The sequence below is a fragment of the Streptomyces polygonati genome (assembly GCF_042650325.1).
GTDB classification, from domain to species: Bacteria; Actinomycetota; Actinomycetes; order Streptomycetales; family Streptomycetaceae; genus Actinacidiphila; species Actinacidiphila polygonati.
In genome coordinates this window covers 159,382-179,078 of record NZ_JBHSBB010000009.1, presented here as the reverse complement: position 1 = coordinate 179,078, position 19,697 = coordinate 159,382, and the positions used below count along the sequence as shown (strand labels likewise).

Sequence of the window (19,697 nt, the reverse complement as noted above, 5' to 3'; positions counted from 1 at the left end):
GAGGTCGAGCCGTCCGACGAAGGCCGGGCGGGTCGAGGGGAAGAAGGGAAAAGCGCACACGGGGGAATGCGGTGCGAGCGGATCCGTCACGCTCCACGTACCGCGAGAAAGCACCGGAAGGCCGACAGCGACCAGCCGACGCGGGGGAAAGAGAACCTGAGCGGGGAGATCCGAGCGGACCTCCGGAAAACCAGGGACAGGCGCCTCAGAAGGGCACGGACTGTGAGTCCCTGCTCGCAGTGTAGCACGGGGCCCGCCCGGCCCCGCCCGGCCTCGCGCAGCCCCCGATCAATCCACCTCGATGCCGTGCTCCTGGACCAGGTTCAGCAGTCCGTCCGGGCCGGCGTAACCCTTCCCGCCGGGGACGAAGTCCCAGTCGCCGCCCGGCCGTCTGCGGAACGAGCCGAGGACGAGGGCGGTCTCGCCGGGCCGCCCGTCGGACACCTCCAGCCGGCCGGCCTCGGTGCCCGCCGGGTCGGTCAGCCGGATCCTGGCGTCGGTGAAACCGGACAGGTCGGCGTCGGGATCGGCCTCCGGATCGATCGCCGCCACCAGCACCACCCGGTCCGCCGCGGCCGGCAGCCGGTCGAAGCTCACCCAGATCGCCGCCTTGTCCTCGCCCAGCGCCGGCATCATCCGCACCGTGCCGTCCGGGGTGCGCGGGTTGTTGTAGAACACGAAGGAGTCGTCGCCCAGCGCCCGGCCGCCCGCGCAGACCAGCGCGCACACATCGAGGCGCACCCGGCCCGCCCACCACATGCCCAGCACGCTCGCGTCGGGCTGCTCCTCCTCATCGTCGTTCTCGCCGGGACCGTCGGAGCCGAAGCCCCGGTCGCCCGCGCCCCCGCGCGCGTCCGCCGCCGAACCCGCCACCGTTCCCGCCGCCGGACCTCGCTCGGCGGGACCGAGCCGGCCGCGCAGCCCGTACTGGTGCAGCAGATCCACCAGCTCCGTACCCGACACCAGCGTCATCGGCTTGCCGCTGACGAAGACGTACGAACTGCGGCCGAAGCCCGACGTGGTGACCAGCACGCCCTTGTTGGCGCCGATGCTCTGCACCGTGCCGTACAGGTCCCGGACCGCGGTCGGCGGGACGGTCCTGCGGTAGCGCTTGACCTGCACCGCGATCTTCCCGCCGCGGATCGGATCGGGGTCGAGCGCGTCCACGTCCACCCCGCCGTCGCCGGAGCGGACCGTGGTGACCGCCTGCATGCCCATCGCCCGGAACAGCTCGGCGACCAGTTCCTCGAACTCCAGCGGGTCCATCACCAGCAGATCCGGCTCGTCGCCCGCGTCCTCGCCGCCGTGCGAGACCACCGCGCGGCCCGCGCTGCCCGGCAGCCGGGCCGGCGGCACCGCCAGCCGCCGGTCGGGCCGCGCGGACAGCTGCCCGCCCAGGCCCTCGACCAGGCAGTCCGCGGCGTCCACCGCGGCCAGGTTCACCGCCTCGAAGTCGGCGCGCGACACCGCGACCGTGCCGAGGAACACCGGTGTGCGGTGCCCGGTGGCCGGATCGATGTCGTCCACGAAGCCGTTGAGCACCACCGAGTCCAGCAGTGCGAACCGGTCGGCGCCGAACACCTCGCGCAGCACCAGCAGCAGGCACTGGGCCAGCAGGTCGCGGTAGGCGCCGCGCCGCTCGGTGACCGGCCTGGCCACCTCCTTGTCCCGGCCGGACCCGGGCATGAAGCGCACCAGCGAGATCTCCGGGACCACCGCGAAGGGCGGCAGCTCCCAGTTGAGCAGCAGGCGCCGCTCCGGGGGTTCGAAGGAGGCCGACACCTGGCGGGGGAGACCCTCGGGCCACACCGGGGAGGCGTAGAGCGCGGCCGTCAAGTACTCCACGACCGCGGTCGGTTCGCCCCGCCGCAGCGCCGCCATGGTCCTGCCGACCTCGGCGTTGTGCCGCCGGACCTGGGCCAGCCGCTCGTCCGCCCACTGCGCGTACTGCTCGCGGTAGGCCGCCAGTTGCTGCTGCCGCCGGGCCTCGGCGCCCTGCGCGGCGCGCAGATCGCTCTCGTAGCGCGCCCGCGCCGCCTGCTCCTGCGCCCGGGCACCGGATCCGAGGCCCCAGCCGGAGCGCTGCGCCGGGAGATACAGCTCGGCCCTGGGCATCGCCACCGGCTCCGCCAGCCGGCCCGGCGCGAAGGGCTCCAACTCCTCGGAGGCCAGCAGCGCGTCGGGCGAGAACGCCGGCGCTCCGCAGCCCGCCCGCAGCAGCCCGCCCAACTCGGCCATCCTGCCGTCGAGTTCGTCGGTACGCCGGGCCGCGTCCGCTTCCCGGCGGCGGCGGTACTCCGCCTGCTCCTCGCGCCGGTTGGCGGACTGCGCGCGCTCGGCGGCCCGTTGGCGCCGCTCCGCCTCACGCTGCTGCTGGGCGTGCGACCGGTTCTGTGTCTCCACCTGCCGTTGCCTCTGCCGCTGTGCCTCGGCCCACGCGGACACCGGACCGGTCGAACGACGGCTCATGACGCAGACGGCTCCCTCACGACGAACTCCCCGGTCCCCGGCCGGTGATGGCCTCGGGACAACAGAGCGTACTGCCGACATTACGCGCCACGTCAGCGCTTCGAGCGCACCGCCCCCTCGGACGCCGGCGCCCCGCCGCAAGCCCGGCCCGGCGCCTCACCGGCCGGCGGCCCCCGGTCCCGGCTTGCGGCGGGGCAGCGGCGGCCGGTCGGGGTCCTGGGCCGGATGGGCGGACCGCTCCTCGCGCACCGCGACCGCCGCGATGTTGCGGGCCATGCCGCCGAAGACCGCCGCGTGGAAGGGCGACACGCTCCACCAGTAGGCGTGCCCCATCAGACCGCGCGGATGGAAGATGGCGCGCTGGCGGTAGTGGGTCACGCCGGGCACATCGCCGGGTGCCACACACATCTCCAGCCAGGCCAGCCCCGGCAGCCGCATCTCCGCGCGCAGCCGCAGCAGCCGGCCCGGCCGGATCTCCTCCACCCGCCAGAAGTCCAGCGAGTCACCGACCCGCAGGTGCTGGGCGTCGCGGCGCCCCCGGCGCAGCCCGACACCGCCCACCAGCCGGTCCAGCCCACCGCGTACCGACCAGGCCAGCGGCAGGGAGTACCAGCCGTGCTCGCCCCCGATGCCCTCCACCACCCGCCACACGGCCTGCGGCGAGCATCTGACGTACAGCTCGCGCACATCGGTGTAGAGACTGCCGCCGGCCCAGTCCGGGTCGGTGGGCAGCGGGTCGCTGGGGGCGCCGGGGACCGCCGCCGACGACCAGCGGGTGGCCACCTGGGAGTCGCTGACCCGCCGCAGCGCCAGGGTCAGGGCCTGGTCGATGCCGACCGGACGGCCGGGCGGGTCGGGTACGTAGGCGGCGATGTCGTGCTCGGCGCAGATCACTTCGTGGCGCAGCGACTCGGCCAGCGGGCGGGCGATCGAGGCCGGGACCGGGGTGACCAGGCCGACCCAGTGGCTCGACAGGCTCGGGGTGAGCACCGGCACCGGCACGATCAGCCGCGGGTTGAGGCCGGCCACCACCGCGTACCGCCGCATCATGTCGCGGTAGGTGACCACGTCCGGGCCGCCGATGTCGAAGGTGCGGCTGACCTCGGCGGGCAGCCCGGCGCTGCCGACCAGATAGCGCAGCACGTCGCGGACACCGATCGGCTGGATCCGGGTGCGCACCCAGCTCGGGGTGACCATCACCGGCAGCCGCTCGGTGAGATAGCGCAGCATCTCGAACGACGCCGAACCGGAGCCGATGATGATCGCGGCCCGCAGCACCGCGGCCGGCACCCCGGAGTTCAGCAGGATGCGGCCCACCTCGGTCCGGGACCGCAGATGCGGCGACAGTTCCCGTACGGGCACCGCGGCCGGGGTGAGGCCGCCGAGATAGACGATCCGGCGTACGCCCGCCGCCCGCGCCTGCTCGCCGAAGATCCGCGCCGCCTCGCGGTCGGTCCGCTCGAAGTCGTGGCCGCTGCCGAGGGCGTGCACCAGGTAGTAGGCGATGTCGACGCCGCGCATCGCCTCCCCGACCGACCCGGGGTCCAGCGCGTCGGAGCTGACCGTCTCCACCCGGCCCGCCCACGGATGGTCGCGGAGCTTGCCGGGGGAGCGGGCGGCGCAGCGCACCCGGTATCCCGCGGCGAGGAGCTCGGGGACGAGCCGGCCGCCGATGTAGCCGGTGGCGCCGGTCACCAGGCAGAGCTGCCCGCCGCCCGCGGGGCCCGCTCCGGCGTCCGGCTCCTCGCCCGCCCGGTCGCGGGGCCGCGCGCTCACCGGGGCCTGACCGACGCGCGCCGGCGCAGCACCAGCACCGACACGACCGCCGCCACGGCCAGCCCGCCGCCGACGAACCACGCGGTCGGCGAGCCGTCGGCGGCCTGATTGTGCGCGGACGGGGGCTCGGTGGCCGGGGGAGCGGTGGGCGTGTGCGCGGCGGCCGGCGGCGGCCCGGTGCGCAGGCCGGCCGGGCGGGCCGCGTTGAGGGTGCCGACCGAAGTGGTGCGGCCGGCCGCCGCGAATCCCCAGTCCAGCAGGCTCGACGCCTCGTGGTAGACCGCCTGCGGCAGCCCGGACTGCGGATTCATCACGGTGACGATCAGCGTACGGCTGCCCCGGCGCGCCGCCGCGACCAAGGTGTTGCCGGCGTTGGTGGTGTAGCCGTTCTTCACCCCGATGAGCCCGCGGTAGGGCGTGACCCCGTCGGCGCCGGTCAGCAGCCGGTTGGTGTTCCGGATGCCGAAGGACTTCACATACGTGCCGTGCGCGTCGTAGCCGCCGGGGAACTGCGCGGTCGCCGTCGAGACGTACTCCGCGAAGTCGTGGTCGGCCAGCCCGGCCCGGCCGAAGACCGCCAGGTCATAGGCGGAGGAGACCTGGCCCGGCTCGTCGTAGCCGTCCGGGGTGACCACATGCGTGTCGTCGGCGCCGAGCATCTCGGCCTTGGCCTGCATCTGGGCCACCGTCCTGGCCACCGAGCCGTTCATATGGGCCAGGACGTGCACCGCGTCGTTGCCGGAGCTGAGGAAGACACCGCGCCACAGGTCGGCGACGGTGTACGTCTGCCCGGCCTGGACCCCGACCAGACTGCTTCCCTCGCCCAGGTCGGCCAGATCCGAGTCGGTGACCTTGTGGGTGGCCTCGCGCGGCAGGCGGGGCAGCACGGTGTCGGCGAACAGCGTCTTGAGCGTGGAGGCGGGCGGCAGCCGGCGGTGCGCGTCCTTCGCGGCCAGCACCTGCCCGGTCCGGGCGTCGGACACCGTCCAGGACAGCGCGGACAGGCCGGACGGCAGCCCGGGCACCCCGGCGTGCGGCCGTACCTGCACGCCGGGCTCCGACAGCAGGGAACCGCCGGGCGCGACCCGGGCGTCCGAGCCGGACGAGCCCTGCCCCCCGCCGGAGGAGGCCGCGGCGGGCAGCGCGGCCAGCGCCGTCAGGCAGCAGGCCGCGGCGATCGCGCCGGCCGCCCGGGCGGGCCTGACGCGGGGACGGACCCGGGAGGGACGCGGGAGCGGGGGAGGCGAGGCAGTCATGTCGCCCACGCTGGGGTGTTCGCGCCGCACCGGCACGGCGGAAAGGCCCATCCGGATGAGCCGGCGGCGCCTGCGGGTGACACCGCCCGCCCGGCGCCGACGAACCGTCACCCGGCGGGCCGACGCTTCGTCACCCCCCGGTCCCGGTCGCCGTCAGGTACCCCGACGCCCCGTCACTCCGCGCGGCCGGTCCTCGCTGCCACTGCGCGCCGTCATTCCTCGATGTGCAGCAGGAAGTCCGCGTAGCGATGGGTGCCGGGCCGGCCCGCGGTCTCGGTCAGGGCCCGGCGCAGGGCGCGCAGATGGCCCGGGTTCATCTCCAGCGGCGGCTCGTCCGGCTGGTGGGTGGTGCCCCGCGGGTAGTCGTCCCCTGGGGTGGTGGTCATCTCGATGTGGCAGCCCAGCAGCTGGGTGACCGGGTGGCGCTCGCAGAAGGCCAGCAGCCGGTCCACGGTCGCGGTGTACGCGGCCACGTCCTGGACGTAGAGGTGCCCCGGGTAGAGGGTGTCGCCGGTGAACAGCATCCCGGTGCGCCGGTCGTGGAACACCGCGGCGGCCGGCTCGTGCCCGGGACCGGGGATGACGTCCAGCACCCGGCCGCCCAGGTCCAGCGACGCGACCCCCTCCGGCCAGCGGGGCAGCCCGAAGAAGGAGGTGACCGCGCCCAGCCCGCGCCCGACGGTCACCGTGTGCGGCCGGTCCGCGAACTGCCCGTCGGCGGCGGTGTGGTCCCGGTGCCCGTGGGTGTGCGCGACCACCAGGCCGTACGAAGGACACGGGTGCAGTTCCAGCCACCGCGCCACTTCCTCGTCGACCACCCGCCGCAGCGGGAAGTGCGCCGGGTCCGCGGTGGCGCCGGTGTCCAGCAGCAGCGCCCGCCGCTCGCCCAGCAGCAGGAACAGGAACGGCGCCTCGAAGTGCACCGACATGTTCTGCCGCAGGATCAGGGTGCTCTCGTCGTAGACATGCACCTGGATGTCCGGCGCCGGATCGTGCTTGGCCGAAGGCCATCCGGCGTGCCAGCGCACATCGAGCCCGCCCCGCTGTCGTTGCCTCATCCGACGACCCTACCCGCGGGCTCAGGCCCGCATCCCTGCGAGGAGCCGGTAGGAATCCAGCAGCTCAGCGCGGTCGTAGCCGCTGGTGGTGACCATGAACTCATCGGCGGCGCTGCGGGTCAGCAGCGACTCCAGCGCCTTGGCCACGTCCTCGGGCGGACCGTGCAACTGCCCGGTCATCGCCTCCTCGAAGCGCTCGCGCTCCGGCCCGCTCATCTGGCGCCCGGCGATCGACTCGTACGACGCCAGCGGCGGGAAGACCCCGTGGGTGCGGGAGTACGCGGCCGACCAGGCCTCAGAGGTGAGCAGCCGGCGGGCCCGCTCACCGTCGGCGGCGACCGCGACGGTGCCGGAGATCACCACATACGGCCGCGCGGCCCAGAGGGAGGGGCGGAAGGCGGCGCGGTAGCGGTCCACCGCCCGCAGCATCGCGTCCTCGCCGCGGATGCCGCCGATCACCAGCGGCAGCCCCCGCGCGGCGGCCAGGTCCGCCCCGCTGCCGACCGCCAGCAGGAAGGGTGCCGGGCGCAGCCCCTCGGCGGGCAGCGCGTGCACCTGCGGATACGTCCGCTGGGTGCCGGTGAACCACCCCAGCAGCTCGGTCAGCTGCTCGTCGAAGGCGTCCGCCGCCTCCTTGCCGTGGCCCAGCGCCTTGCGGATGCCGCCGGTGAAGCCCACCGAGCGGCCCAGACCCATGTCGATCCGGCCCGGGTACAGCGCCTCCAGCACCCCGAACTGCTCGGCGACCACCAGCGGCCGGTGGTTCGGCAGCATCACCCCGCCGGTGCCGACCCTGATCGAGCCGGTCGCGCCGGCGATCGCGCCGGCCAGCACGGTGGGCGCGGAGCCGGCCACCCCGGGCACGCTGTGGTGCTCGGAGACCCAGAACCGGTGGTAGCCGAGCGTCTCGGCCTCCCGCGCGAAGGAGACCGTGTCGCGCAGTGCCCGCGAGGGGTCCTCGCCCTCGCGGACCCGGGACCGGTCGAGGACGGAGAAGGGGGTGTCACGCAGTACGGAACTCACCTCTTTTCCAACGCCCCACGCGCCCGGAGATTCCCCGCGTCGGCCCGCCGGGGCCTCCAGCAGGCCCTTTCGGGGGCGGCGCCCGGCGCTCGCCCGCGGGGCCCGTTCCTGTCCGACCTGTGCCGGTGCGGGCACTCTTGTGGCGGGGTCGGCGGGGGGCCTATCTTTGGCGCGCCCGGCCACCGGAGAGGACAGCTGCCATGCCTTTACGCGGACGCCACCGCCGTTACCGCCCGAACCGGGTCTCCCAAGCCTCACTGACCGTCACCGCGGGTGGCGCCGGACTCGCCCTCCCGCTGATCGGACTGACCAGCGCGCACGCCGCCTCCGGCGCGAGTGTTTGGGACAAGGTCGCCAGCTGCGAGTCCTCCGGCAACTGGAACACCAACACCGGCAACGGCTTCTACGGCGGGCTGCAGTTCGCCTCCAGCACCTGGAAGTCCTTCGGCGGCAGCGCCTACGCGCCGCGCGCCGACCTCGCCACGAAGAACCAGCAGATCGCGGTGGCCGAGAAGGTGCTGCGCAGCCAGGGCCCCGGCGCCTGGCCGGTCTGCTCGGTGTCGGCGGGGCTCACCCGGGAGGCGGCGTCCGCCTCGCACGTCGTCCGCATACCGACCCACCCGGCGAAGCCCAAGCCGGCCGCCGTCCAGCACACCGCGAAGCAGGCCGCGCAGCACACCGCGAAGCCCGCGCCCGCGGCCCAGCACACCGCGAAAACACCGGCGAAGGCGGCGCACCCCGGCGCCGGACACGACCGCTACACCGTCGCCGCGGGGGACACCCTGTCCGGCATCGCGACCGAGGAGCGGGTCCACGGCGGCTGGCCGCAGCTCTACGCCGACAACCGCGCCGTCATCGGCGGCGACCCCGATCTGATCCTCCCCGGCCAGCACCTGGCGCTCACCGCGCCGCCCAAGGCGGCCCCGAAGCCCTCGGTGAAGGCGGCCCCGAAGGCCAAGCCCGCGGCCGGGCCGGCCGGCGGCACCCGCACCCTGGAGCGGCAGACCAAGCCGGTCGCCGCACCCAAGCACGGCGGCTACACCCTGCCGGTCGAGCACGCGCCGATCGGCACGCCCTACGACGCGGCGGGCAGCAGCTGGGCCAGCGGCCTGCACACCGGCGTGGACTTCCTGGTCTCCACCGGCACCTCCGTCCACTCGGTCGCGGCCGGCAAGGTCGTCACCGCGGGCTGGGGCGGCTCCTACGGCTACCAGGTCGTCATCAAGCACGCCGACGGCCATTACAGCCAGTACGGGCACCTGTCCCAGATCTCGGTGAAGGTCGGCCAGCACGTCAACGAAGGCCAGCGGATCGGCCGTTCCGGCGCCACCGGCAACGCCACCGGCCCGCACCTGCACTTCGAGATGCGCACCGGACCCGACTACGGCGACGACATCGACCCGCTGCGCTACCTGCGGGCGCACGGCGTGTCCGTCTGATGTCCGGCCCGGCCGGCGCCGAGCCGGCCGGGTGTCCGGGGGCGGGCCTCAGGGCCCTCGCCCCGGGCCGCCGCCGGTGTCCAGCCAGGCGGTCAGCGGCGGCAGGGTGAGGCCGAGCCAGCAGCCGGCCAGCAGCCAGCCGCCGAGCACGTCGGTCGGCCAGTGCACGCCCAGATAGACCCGCGAGCAGCCCACCGCCACCGCGACCGTCACGCCCACCGCCGTCAGGGCCTTGCCCGCGCGGCCGGGCAGGGCCCGCAGCAGGCCCCAGCCGAGCAGGCCCGCGGCCATCGCGCTCGACGCGGTGTGGCCGGACGGGAAGGCGCTGCCGGAGACGTGCACCGCCCAGTCCGCGACCGGCGGCCGGGCCCGGTGCGCGGCCGTCATCACCGCGGTCCGCAGCACCTGGCCGGTGACGAAGACGAGCAGCGCGAGCGCGGCCGCCACCGCCTGGCGCCGGGCACCGCGGCCACCGGCCAGCCAGCCGCCGACCGCCGAAGCCACCGGCGGGAACGGCCCGGCGCCGGCGTCGGTGACGTAGCGGACCGCGGTGGCCGCCGCGTGCGGCCGGTGCGCGACGGACCAGTCGTGCGGCCCCGTGTCGAACACGTACGGCGAGCCCTGCTTGGTGAGCACCACCCCGGCCAGCGCCGCGAAGCCCGCGCCGCAGCAGGCCGGGAGCAGCAGCCGGGGCCACCGGACTCCGGCCGACCCGGCTGCCGCCCTGCGAAGCACACGGCCGAGCTTACGGCCGCTGGGTCGGAACGTTGTCGTAGACGCGCTTGGGGTCGGTGACCGCCACCGGCTCCAGGATCTCCTCGATCCGCCCCATCAGATCGGCGTCGAGCTTCACCCCGGCGGCCTTGGCGTTCTCCTTGACCTGCTGCGGGCTGGACGCGCCGACAATCGCCGCCGACACGTTCGGGTTCTGCAGCACCCAGGCCACCGCCAGCTGGGCCAGCGTCAGATCCACCTCGGCGGCCAGCGGCTGGAGCCGCTGCACCCGCTCCAGCAGTTCGTCCTTGAGGAAGCGGCTGATCATATTGGCGCCGCCCTTGTCGTCGGTGGCCCGCGAGCCCTCCGGCGGCTGCTCGCCCGGCTTGTACTTGCCGGTCAGCACTCCCTGCGCGATCGGCGAGAACACCACCTGGCCCAGGCCGAGTTCCTCACAGGTGGGAACGACCTCGCCCTCGATGATCCGCCACAGCGCCGAGTACTGCGGCTGGTTGGAGACCAGCGGGACACGCAGCTCGCGGGCCAGGCCGTGGGCCCTGCGTATCTGGTCCGCGGTCCACTCCGAGACGCCTATGTAGTGCGCCTTGCCGGCGTGCACGATGTCGGCGAAGGCCTCCATCGTCTCCTCCAGCGGCGTGAACAGGTCGTAGCGGTGCGCCTGGTAGAGATCCACGTAGTCCGTCTGCAGCCGGCGCAGCGAGCCGTTGATGGACTCCATGATGTGCTTGCGCGACAGGCCCCGGTCGTTGTGACCGGGGCCTGTGGGCCAGAAGACCTTGGTGAAGATCTCCAGACCTTCGCGGCGTTCGCCCTTCAGCGCCCTGCCGAGTACCGACTCGGCGCGGGTCTGCGCGTAGACGTCCGCGGTGTCGAAGCTGGTTATCCCCGATTCGAGCGCCGCGCCGACACACGCGGCGGCGGCGTCCTCCTCGACCTGGGAGCCGTGGGTGAGCCAGTTTCCGTAAGCGATCTCACTGATGATCAGGCCGCTGCGGCCGAGGTGACGATAGTCCATGGTGCCTGACTCTAGATCGTCACCCCGGCGCTTAGCGAGGGTACGAACGCGGGGTCAGGAGGCGTATGCCTCCAGCTCGGAGAGCTGGCCCGCGGGCCAGCCGGTGTTCGCGGTGAAGGTGAGCCGCAGGTACCGGGTGGAGGCCGGGGTCAGGCTGACGGTGACGGTGTCCCCGCTGTTCGGGTCGAAGGTGTAACCCGCCGACGCCTTCAGCGTGGTGTAGGCGCTGTTGTTCGTCGAACCGAGCACCGAGAGGGTCTCGGTACGGCTGCCCCAGCCCGCGGGGAGCTTCAGCACCAGCCGGCCGACGGTCTTGGCCGAGCCGAGGTCCACCGTCAGCGACTGCGGGAAAGCGCTGTTGGTGCTCTCCCAGTAGGAACTGGCGTTGCCGTCCACCGTGTTGGACGCCACGTAGACGTCCGAGTGGCCGGTGTCGCTGACCGCCGCGCCGCGCGCCAGGTTCGGGTTGCCGGTGGGCGGCGGAGTGGTGGGCGGCGGGGTGGTGGGCGGAGGAGTGGTCGGAGGGGGCGTGGTGGGCGGCGGGGTGGTCGAGCCGCCGTCGGGCGCGTAGACCTCCAGCTCGGACAGCTGGGCGGCGGTCCAGCCGGTGTTGGCCGTGATGTTGAGCCGGACGTAGCGGGCGTTGGCGGCGGTGAAGGTCAGCGTCGCGGTGTTGCCCGAGGCCGGGTTGAGGGTGACGGCGCTGGAAGACTTCAGCGTGGCCCAGGTGTTGTTGTCGGTGGAGCCGAGGACGCTCAGCGTCTCGGTACGGGTGGCCCAGTCCGCGGACGGCGGGAGCTTCACAGTGACCTTGCCGACGGACTTGCTGGCGCCGAGGTCGACGGTCAGTGTCTGCGGGAAGGCGTTGCTGTTGGACTCCCAGTACGAACTGGCGTTGCCGTCCACCGCGTTGGCCGGTGCGTAGTTCTGCACCGAGGAGGACGCGGAGGCCGGGTGGCCCTGCGCCAGGTTGCCGTTGGCCGGGGTGGTGGGAGGCGTCGTCGGGGGAGTGGTCGGCGGGGTGGTGGGAGGCGTGGTCGGCGGGGTGGTGCCGCCGCCACCGGTCGTACCGCCGCTGCCGCCGGTGGGCACACCGCCGTTGGTCCAGATCGGCGCCGGCCAGGTGCCGGTGCAGGTCTGGCCGGTGTTCCAGCCGGAGTTGCCGCCGCCGTCGGTGATCTGCAGGCTGCTGCCGACGCAGTTGTGGATCGGGGTGGCCGCCTGGCCGATGTTCTTGGCCTTGACGTTGATGAAGGTCATGTTCGCCGCGGCCTGCGCCTGGATGGCGTAGGTGCCCGCGCCGTCGATGTTGACGTTCCGCATGGTGACGCCGGTGACGCCGGTCTCGATCGACTGGATCGCCTCGTAGGAGCTGTCCAGGATGTCGGTGTCACTGATCTGGATATTGGCGTTCACCAGCCCCTGGAGGCCGTCGAACCAGATGGCGCCGACGCCGAACTGCCAGTTGTAGTCGCTGTTGCCGGTCCGGATCAGGGTGTTGCGGGCCGCCGTGATGGTGCCCGACACCCCGTTGGGGCCGCCGCCGTTGACGCCCGGGTAGCGGTTGGCGATGTGCAGGCCGCCGCCGTTGGTGATGGTGTCCGCCATCACGTTGTCGGACAGATTGAAGTCCTTGCCGCCGTACGTGACGATGTTGTTCGCCAGGATCGGCAGGACGACCGTGTCGTGGTCGAAGCTGTCGCCGACGTTGGCGCCCTTCTCCGGCCAGGAGGCCAGACCGTCGTCGCCGACGTTGCGCACGAAGGTGTTGGTGACGGTGGAGTTGGTCACGCCGGAGTGGAAGTTGACCCCGTCGGCGGTGGTGTCCAGGATGCGGCTGTTCTTGATGGTGAAGTGGTCCATCGGGCCGTCCATCCAGGCGCCGACCTTGACGTGCTGGATCCACAGGTCGTCCACGGTGGAGTTGGACATGGCGCCGCCGAGGCCGTTGACCTGGTCGTCGTCCACCCGCTCGGTGATGTCGCCGATGATGGCGAAGTCCTTGAGCGTGACGTTCTGGCTCGGACCGCCGGCCTCCTGCGGGCGGATCGCGCCGCCGTAGCCGCCGCCGGATACGTACTTGCCGTAGAAGCCGGCCGCGTGGCTGCGGTTGACCGGGTCGCGGCCGCCGAAGACGGTGTACCAGGGGCCGGCGCCCGCGACGGTGACGCCGTCGACGATCACGTGGTCGTAGAGGGTGTAGGTGCCCTGGGGGACGTATACGACCTTGCCCTGTGCCTGGCCGGCGTTGACGGCGGCCTGCATCCTGGCGGTGGAGTCGGTGGCTCCGGTGGGGTCGACGCCGTAGTCGGTGACGGCGTTGATCGATCCGGCGGGCTGGGTAATAGGGGCGGCGACCTGCTCGAAGTCGGCGAGGTCGATGGTGAAGGTGGGGGACTGGGCGGTCGAGGTCACCTGCACGCGGATCTTGGTGCCGGCGGGGTAGCTGGTCCCGAACATGGTCCGGGCCTCGTCGTACATGTGGTGCGGGTTGGTGTCACCCGGGTTGTTGTTGAACGGGTAGCCGCCGTAGTACCAGCTGTAGCGCGAGGTGACCGGCAGCGTCCTGACCGCCGCGCCGTTGGCCAGCACGCTCAGGGTGGCGTCGCGGCCCTTGCCGTCCGAGGTGTCCGGCAGGCTGTAGCGCAGCGACATCGCGTTGGCGGGCTTGGTCAGGGTGAACTCGACGTACTGCCCGGCCCCGCTGAGGGTGACGGCCTGCCGGCCGGACGCCTCGGAGGGCAGGTGGCCGTAGAGCCGGTCCGGACCGATCAGCGTGCCGTTGGTGGCGGCGTACTCCGCCTCCTGCTCCGTGAACGGCACGTTCGCGCCCCGCCCGGAGATCCCGATCGGCGAAGGCGCGGGCACACCCGCCGCACTGGCGGTGGGAGCGCCCGCCAGCGTCACAGCGGTCAGCGCCGCCGCTGCGGCGACGGCGAACGAGACGACGGCGGCGAAGCCGCGTCGTCCGTTCCGGCGGTGTGGTTGGGGACTTCGGTCATCACTGCGAGGTGAGTGCGACACAGGCACACGTCCTTGCGGGTCGGGGGTGAGGGGAGGGTTGAGCACCCGGCCAGGCGTGGAGAGACTACGAGCGTGGCCGCAGTAAGTCCATGAGTCTGCGCAAAACAGCGATGGTTCTTCGCAATATCCGCGACACCTGCCCGTCATAGACGTTCTTGAAAACAGAGATTCCACGACACAGGTTGCGTGCGGGGGATCAGGGGACGGCCGGGTCCAGGTCGCGGGGCGGGCCGGCGGTCAGCGGCGGGGCGAGACCACCAGATAGGAGTGCCCCTCGCGGGTGCGGTGCCGGGTGCACTGCCAGCCGCGGGAACCGAGGAGATCCGCGCACCGGGCAAGCGCGTCCGCGGCGGGGCCGGGCACGGACCAGCGGATTTCGGCCATCCCGCGCTCCGGGGCGGCGGTCACCCGGTAGCCGGGCGAATCCGGGCCCGCGGGCGGGCAGTTCGCGGCCTCCAGCGCCAACGCGACGCAGTGCACGCAGCGTTCGCGCTCCCACGGGGCCGGTACGTCCGTCACCCCGTCGAGCAGCAGCGCGCGGATCCGGAGGAGGCTCTCCCAGGCCGCGGCGACCTCCGCGGCCCGTCGCGCCCCGCGGCCGGACGGCGGCGCGTCGCCCGTACCGTCGTCGGCGACGAAGCCGGTGCCCGGGGCCGGCGGGGGCGGCGTGCCGCCCGGCTGCCCGTCCGGTGCCTCCCCTGACGCCGCCGCCAACTCGGCGCGCAGCCGACGCCCTTCGGTCGTCAGGTAGTAGGAGTGGTGGCCGCCTCGTCCGTGCGGCGCGGCCAGGCCGGCCGCGACCAGGGCCGCGCAGACCGCCGGGCGCGCCGACAGCCGGCCGGTGGCCGGCTCGGCATCGGCCACCGCCCCCCGCTGAGCTGCCGAAAGCGCCTTCGTCATACCGCGGACTCTACTGCCGGGCACCGACAGGGGATCACCTTGCCAAGATCCGAATTACCCGGCGAATAGAGCCGACTTCACGAATGGGAGGCCCGGTGCAATGCCGGAATCGATCAAGGTGTACGGTCCCGGTCTCGCGCATATCCAGGCGGACGGGGGCCTCGCCCGGAAAGTTCCGGAAACACAAGGAGGATTCATGAGAATGACGCGTCAAAACCGTGGAAGATCGGCGGTGATAGCCGGCGCCGCAATGGCCGCACTGGCCGGGGCCGGCATCCTCGCCGTTCCCGCCGCCGCGCACTCCGGCGTCTGGTCGGTTGGCTGCGACACCGTGTCGGTGCATCTGAAGGACTACAACGCCCGCGCCACCAACTCGGTGACGGTCTCGGTCGACGGCGGCGGCGTCCTGGCGTCGAAGGACTCCTTCGGCAGCGGTTACGAGTTCTCGGGCCCGCTGCCCGACCACACCGCCGCCATCACCCTGCACCTGGTGGTGAAGGCCGGCGACAGCAGTAAGTACGACATCGACCAGCGCAAGACCGCCGAGCCGTGCGAGAAGCCGCCGACCACGCCGCCGCCGACCACCGCGCCCACGACTCCCCCCACCACCGCGCCCACCAGCACCCCGCCGACGACCGCGACCACCACCCCCGCGCCGCCGAGTGGAACCACCACCCCGCCCGCCACCGCCCCGACCACCGCGCCCCCGACCACCAACGCTCCGGTGGTCCAGGCGAGCAGCTCCGCGGCGGCCGGCGGGGATCTGGCCGAAACCGGTAGTTCCAGCGACACCCCGATGATCGCCGGTATCGCCGTGGCCGCGGTGGTCGTCGGCGCCGGAGCGCTGGTGTTCACCCGCAGGCGCCGCTCCTCGTCCCACCGCTGAGCGTCCGCCGAGAACCGTCCGCCGAAAGCCGTTCGCGGCTCCGCCGCCAGCGCGCCGGCGATTCGGCCGACCGGGAGAAGGGTCCGTACCGCGCCGGTACGGGCCCTTCTCCATGGGTCTCTCCATGGTCCGCAGCCGAACGCCGCAGTGTCATTTCGCGCGAATGCCCGTGCGGCCCCGGTTGATCATCGCGCTGATCGTCTTTGGCCCTTGTCCACTTCCGGGGAATCGACCCGTCCGGTCGACTTGTCGATTCCTCGTCAGCTGCCCCGGAAAAACATCCGGAACGAATAGCGCCGCCGGGTCCGCACGACACGCCAGGAGTCTGGGAAATCCCGGGGAAACCGGGCCCCGTCGCGGGCCGGACGACGATGCCCCCCTAGGATCGAGGGATGGATCTTCGATGGCCGCGGCGCAGGCGGTGGTTGGCCGGGGCCGGGGCGCTCGCGGTGCTGGTGGCCGGGTCGGTCGCGGTGGGGACCGCCAGGGCGGCCGGCGGTCCGGGCGTCCACCGCAGTGACGCCATGATCGCAGGGGCCGGGGGAGTATCCCTGGACACCTCCTACTTCACCGCCGGCGGCTCCGGCCGCAGGCCCGCCGTGCTGCTCGGCCATGGGTTCGGCGGCAGCAAGGACGATGTGCGCGGCCAGGCCGAGGACCTCGCCCGGCACGGCTACGCGGTCCTGACCTGGTCGGCCCGCGGCTTCGGCCACTCCGGCGGCCGGATCGGGCTCAACGCGGCGGGCGGCGAGGTCGCCGACGTCAGCAAGCTCATCGACTGGCTCGCCACCCGCCCCGAGGTCCGGCTGGACGCGCCGGGCGACCCCCGGGTCGGAATCTCCGGTACGTCCTACGGCGGCGCGATCTCGCTGCTCGCGGCCGGCTACGACCACCGGGTGGACGCCATCGCGCCCCGCGAGACGTACTGGAACCTCGCCGACGCGCTGTTCCCCGACGACGTCTACAAGAAGCTGTGGGCCGGCATCTTCTTCTCCAGCGGCGCCGCGCCGCTGCCCGACTCCTCGGCCGGGAGCGGCAAGACCCCGGCGACGGCCCCCGGCGCTCCCAGCACCCCGTCCGGCACCGGCAGCGGCGCGCCCGCCGCGGGCCCCAACGCGAACCCGCTGTGCGGCCGGTTCGAACCCGCCGTCTGCGCCCTCTACCAGCGGGTCGCCCAGGCCGGAAAGCCCGACGCCGCCGCCCGGGCCCAGCTCGCCGCGCTCAGCCCGTCCGCGGTCGCCGGCCGTATCAAGGTGCCCGCGCTGATCGTCCAGGGCCAGACCGACTCGCTGTTCACCCTCGCCCAGTCCGACGCCACGGCCGAGGCGATCAAGGCGAACGGCGCACCGGTGGCGGTGGACTGGATCGCCGGCGGTCACGACGGCGGCGACACCGAGGACGCCCGGATCGACGGCCGGGTCACCGACTGGTTCGACCACTACCTCAAGGGAGACACCGGCGTCAGCACCGGACCGGCCTTCCGCGTCACCCGCGCCACGGGTCTGAACGCCAGCGACGGCAGCGTCGTGCTGCGCGGCGCGACCGGCAGCGGCTACCCCGGGCTCCAGGGCAGCGCCACCCGCCGGATCGCGCTGACCGGCCGCCCGCAGCCCGTGGTCAACCCGGCCGGCGGCGCCCCGCCGGCCATCTCGGCGGTGCCCGGCAGCGGCGCCCTCAGCCAGCTCTCCGATCTCGGTGCCGGCCTGGCCACCGACTTCCCCGGCCAGTTCGCGAGCTTCCAGTCCGCCCCGCTGCCCCACGGTGTCACCCTCACCGGGGCGCCCTCGGTCAGCGTGCAGGTCAGCACCGACGCGCCCGACGCGGTGCTCTTCGCCAAGCTCTACGACGTCGGCCCCGACGGGAAGCAGACGCTGCCGGACTCGCTCGCCGCCCCCGTCCGGGTGGCCGGATCGCCGCGGGGCAGCACCGTACGGGTCCAACTCCCGGCCGTGGACCACGACTTCCCCGCCGGTCACCGCTTGCGCGTGGTGCTGTCCACCACCGACCTCGGCTATGCCTCCCCGGCCGCGCCGGCCGTCATCACGATCGCGCTGGCCGCCCCCATCCTGAGCGTGCCCACCGACACCGCGCTGACCGCCGCCGCGCCGCCGCTGCCCTGGTGGGCCTGGGCGCTGCCGCTGATCGCGCTGGCGGTCGCGGCGGCGCTGCTGCTCACCGGCCGTAGCCGCACCAGGCCCCGCCCCGCCGACCCGGCGCTGGCCGCGGTGCCGCTGCGGATCGACGGGCTGAGCAAGCGCTACGCCAAGTCCGCCGACCGCTACGCGGTGCGGGACCTGTCCTTCCGGGTCGAACCCGGCCAGGTGCTCGGGCTGCTCGGTCCCAACGGCGCCGGCAAGACCACCACCCTGCGGATGCTGATGGGCCTGATCCGCCCCGACGAGGGCGAGATCAGGATCTTCGGCGAGGCGGTTCGGCCGGGCGCGCCCGTCCTGTCCCGGGTCGGCGCCTTCGTGGAGGGCGCCGGCTTCCTGCCGCACCTGACCGGCCGCGCCAATCTCGAGCTGTACTGGCAGGCCACCGGCCGCCCCGAGCGGGACGCCCACCTGGCCGAGGCACTGGAGATCGCCGGCCTCGGCGACGCGCTCGGACGCGCGGTGCGGACGTACTCCCAGGGCATGCGCCAGCGGCTGGCCATCGCCCAGGCCATGCTGGGCCTGCCCGACCTGCTGATCCTGGACGAGCCGACCAACGGCCTGGACCCGCCGCAGATCCGCGAGATGCGCGAGGTGCTGATCCGCTACGCCGCGGCCGGCCGTACCGTCATCGTCTCCAGCCATCTGCTGGCCGAGGTCGAGCAGACCTGTACGCATCTGGTGGTGATGGACCGCGGGCGGCTGATCACCTCCGGGCCGGTCGCCGACATCATCGGCTCCGCCGACACCGTACTGATCGGTGTCGAGGGCGGGGTCTCGCAACTCGTGGTGGACACGGTGGCCGCGCTGCCCGGGGTGGCGAACGCGGTACGCGAGGAGGACGGGCTGCTGGCGGTGCTCGACGGGATGACCGCGCCCCGACTGGTGGCCGAACTCGTCCGCCTGGAGGTGCCGGTGGACCGGATCGGGCCGCACCGCCGCCTGGAGGACGCCTTCCTGACCCTGATCGGAGGCTCGGCATGAGCACCACCGCACCCGTACCGGGGCCGGCGCCCGTCCCCGCCCTGGCGCGGGAGTCGGCCACCGCGCCCGGCTACCGTCCCGGCCGGACCCTGCGGCTGCGGGTCGAGACCCGCCGCCAGCTGCGCAGACGGCGGACGATCATCGTGGGCGCGCTGCTGGCCGCGCTGCCGTTCATCCTGATGGCGGCCTTCGCGATCGGCGGCACCCCCTCCGACGGGCGCAACGGCCCGACGCTGATCGACACCGCCACCGCCTCGGGCGCCAATTTCACCGCGACCTGCCTGTTCGTCTCGGCCGGCTTCGTCCTGGTGGTGCCGGTCGCGCTGTTCTGCGGCGACACGGTGGCCTCCGAGGCCGGCTGGTCCAGCCTGCGCTATCTGCTGGCGGCGCCGGTGCCGCGGGCCCGGCTGCTGGCGGTCAAGCTCACGGTGGCGCTCGGCTTCAGCGCGGTCGCGCTGGTCCTGCTGCCGGCCGTCGCCCTGGTGGCCGGCACCGTCGCCTACGGCTGGGGCGATCTGCGACTGCCCACCGGGGGATCGCTGGCGGCCGGCAGCGCGCTGCCCCGGGTCGCGGTCGTGGTGGCGTACATCTTCGTCAGCCAACTCGTCACCGCCGCGCTGGCCTTCTGGCTGTCCACCGTCACCGACGCGCCGCTGGGCGCGGTGGGCGGCGCGGTCGGGCTGACCATCGTCGGCAATGTGCTGGACGCGGTGACCGCGCTCGGCTCCTGGCGGGACGTGCTGCCGGCCCACTGGCAGTTCTCCTGGCTGGACGCGGTGCAGCCGACGATGGACTGGACCGGGATGATCCAGGGCGCCTCGGTCTCGGTGTCGTACGCGGTGGTGCTGACCGCGCTCGCCTTCCGCGGCTTCCGCACCAAGGACATCGTGTCCTGAGGTTCCGAGCCACCCTCGTGTCATGGCCGTGGAAGGGAAAGGCAAGGATCGGCCGATCGGGTAGAGCACGCGGCGGCGGACGT

At 73.5% G+C, this 19,697-nt stretch carries 13 protein-coding genes; 4 read left to right on the top strand and 9 right to left on the bottom strand.

Features of this window, described 5'->3' with window-relative positions; all coding sequences use genetic code 11:
- Nucleotides 1-288: 288 nt before the first annotated feature.
- From ACFO3J_RS10935 to ACFO3J_RS10915, 5 genes are all read right to left on the bottom strand, one after another.
- Complete coding sequence (locus ACFO3J_RS10935) at nt 289-2,469, bottom strand: restriction endonuclease (RefSeq protein WP_386428574.1); 2,181 nt, start codon at nt 2,467-2,469, stop codon at nt 289-291.
- A 156-nt stretch (nt 2,470-2,625) separates the two neighbouring features.
- A complete protein-coding gene (locus ACFO3J_RS10930) occupies nt 2,626-4,167 on the bottom strand; it encodes an SDR family oxidoreductase (protein ID WP_386429184.1) in 1,542 nt (513 codons plus the stop codon).
- Nucleotides 4,168-4,241: 74 nt separating this feature from the next.
- Complete coding sequence (locus ACFO3J_RS10925; protein WP_386428571.1) at nt 4,242-5,501, bottom strand: D-alanyl-D-alanine carboxypeptidase family protein; 1,260 nt, start codon at nt 5,499-5,501, stop codon at nt 4,242-4,244.
- A gap of 212 nt (nt 5,502-5,713) precedes the next feature.
- Nucleotides 5,714-6,559 carry an MBL fold metallo-hydrolase gene (locus ACFO3J_RS10920; RefSeq protein ID WP_386428568.1) on the bottom strand — a complete coding sequence of 282 codons (846 nt, stop codon included), beginning with the start codon at nt 6,557-6,559 and terminating at the stop codon, nt 5,714-5,716.
- A gap of 21 nt (nt 6,560-6,580) precedes the next feature.
- Nucleotides 6,581-7,582 (bottom strand): LLM class flavin-dependent oxidoreductase, encoded by a 1,002-nt coding sequence (locus ACFO3J_RS10915; RefSeq protein ID WP_386428566.1) that lies wholly within the window; start codon nt 7,580-7,582, stop codon nt 6,581-6,583.
- 200 nt (nt 7,583-7,782) lie between these two features.
- Here ACFO3J_RS10915 and ACFO3J_RS10910 point away from each other — a divergent pair, with 200 nt between their 5' ends.
- Nucleotides 7,783-9,021 (top strand): transglycosylase family protein, encoded by a 1,239-nt coding sequence (locus ACFO3J_RS10910; RefSeq protein ID WP_386428564.1) that lies wholly within the window; start codon nt 7,783-7,785, stop codon nt 9,019-9,021.
- A 48-nt stretch (nt 9,022-9,069) separates the two neighbouring features.
- On the opposite strand, the gene ACFO3J_RS10905 is transcribed toward ACFO3J_RS10910, so the two are convergent.
- The 4 genes from ACFO3J_RS10905 to ACFO3J_RS10890 form a co-directional block, all read right to left on the bottom strand.
- Nucleotides 9,070-9,756 (bottom strand): phosphatase PAP2 family protein, encoded by a 687-nt coding sequence (locus ACFO3J_RS10905; RefSeq protein ID WP_386428562.1) that lies wholly within the window; start codon nt 9,754-9,756, stop codon nt 9,070-9,072.
- A gap of 10 nt (nt 9,757-9,766) precedes the next feature.
- A complete protein-coding gene (locus tag ACFO3J_RS10900; protein ID WP_386428560.1) occupies nt 9,767-10,771 on the bottom strand; it encodes an aldo/keto reductase family protein in 1,005 nt (334 codons plus the stop codon).
- Nucleotides 10,772-10,825: 54 nt separating this feature from the next.
- Nucleotides 10,826-13,795, bottom strand: a complete 2,970-nt coding sequence (locus ACFO3J_RS10895) for a discoidin domain-containing protein (RefSeq protein WP_386428558.1) — start codon at nt 13,793-13,795, stop codon at nt 10,826-10,828.
- Between the two features lie 237 nt (nt 13,796-14,032).
- Entirely contained in the window at nt 14,033-14,695 is a 663-nt protein-coding gene (locus ACFO3J_RS10890; protein ID WP_386428556.1) for a hypothetical protein, read from the bottom strand.
- 202 nt (nt 14,696-14,897) lie between these two features.
- On the opposite strand from ACFO3J_RS10890, the gene ACFO3J_RS10885 reads away from it, so the two are divergent.
- The 3 genes from ACFO3J_RS10885 (at nt 14,898) to ACFO3J_RS10875 (ending at nt 19,614) form a co-directional block, all read left to right on the top strand.
- Nucleotides 14,898-15,581 carry an LAETG motif-containing sortase-dependent surface protein gene (locus ACFO3J_RS10885; RefSeq protein ID WP_386428553.1) on the top strand — a complete coding sequence of 228 codons (684 nt, stop codon included), beginning with the start codon at nt 14,898-14,900 and terminating at the stop codon, nt 15,579-15,581.
- A 392-nt stretch (nt 15,582-15,973) separates the two neighbouring features.
- Nucleotides 15,974-18,718 carry an alpha/beta fold hydrolase gene (locus ACFO3J_RS10880; protein WP_386428551.1) on the top strand — a complete coding sequence of 915 codons (2,745 nt, stop codon included), beginning with the start codon at nt 15,974-15,976 and terminating at the stop codon, nt 18,716-18,718.
- On the top strand, nt 18,715-19,614 hold the full coding sequence (locus tag ACFO3J_RS10875; RefSeq protein ID WP_386428549.1) for an ABC transporter permease: 900 nt from the start codon (nt 18,715-18,717) through the stop codon (nt 19,612-19,614). The genes ACFO3J_RS10880 and ACFO3J_RS10875 overlap by 4 nt, the downstream gene beginning before the upstream one ends.
- Nucleotides 19,615-19,697 lie beyond the last annotated feature (83 nt).

Excerpts from the sequence above, each read along its gene's own strand:
- ACFO3J_RS10885 (WP_386428553.1), top strand. The coding sequence starts at position 14,898 with ATGACGCGTCAAAACCGTGGAAGATCGGCGGTGATAGCCGGCGCCGCA.
- ACFO3J_RS10920 (WP_386428568.1), bottom strand. The coding sequence starts at position 6,559 with ATGAGGCAACGACAGCGGGGCGGGCTCGATGTGCGCTGGCACGCCGGA.
- ACFO3J_RS10900 (WP_386428560.1), bottom strand. The coding sequence starts at position 10,771 with ATGGACTATCGTCACCTCGGCCGCAGCGGCCTGATCATCAGTGAGATC.
- ACFO3J_RS10875 (WP_386428549.1), top strand. The coding sequence starts at position 18,715 with ATGAGCACCACCGCACCCGTACCGGGGCCGGCGCCCGTCCCCGCCCTG.
- ACFO3J_RS10935 (WP_386428574.1), bottom strand. The coding sequence starts at position 2,469 with ATGAGCCGTCGTTCGACCGGTCCGGTGTCCGCGTGGGCCGAGGCACAG.
- ACFO3J_RS10880 (WP_386428551.1), top strand. The coding sequence starts at position 15,974 with ATGGATCTTCGATGGCCGCGGCGCAGGCGGTGGTTGGCCGGGGCCGGG.
- ACFO3J_RS10890 (WP_386428556.1), bottom strand. The coding sequence starts at position 14,695 with ATGACGAAGGCGCTTTCGGCAGCTCAGCGGGGGGCGGTGGCCGATGCC.
- ACFO3J_RS10925 (WP_386428571.1), bottom strand. The coding sequence starts at position 5,501 with ATGACTGCCTCGCCTCCCCCGCTCCCGCGTCCCTCCCGGGTCCGTCCC.
- ACFO3J_RS10910 (WP_386428564.1), top strand. The coding sequence starts at position 7,783 with ATGCCTTTACGCGGACGCCACCGCCGTTACCGCCCGAACCGGGTCTCC.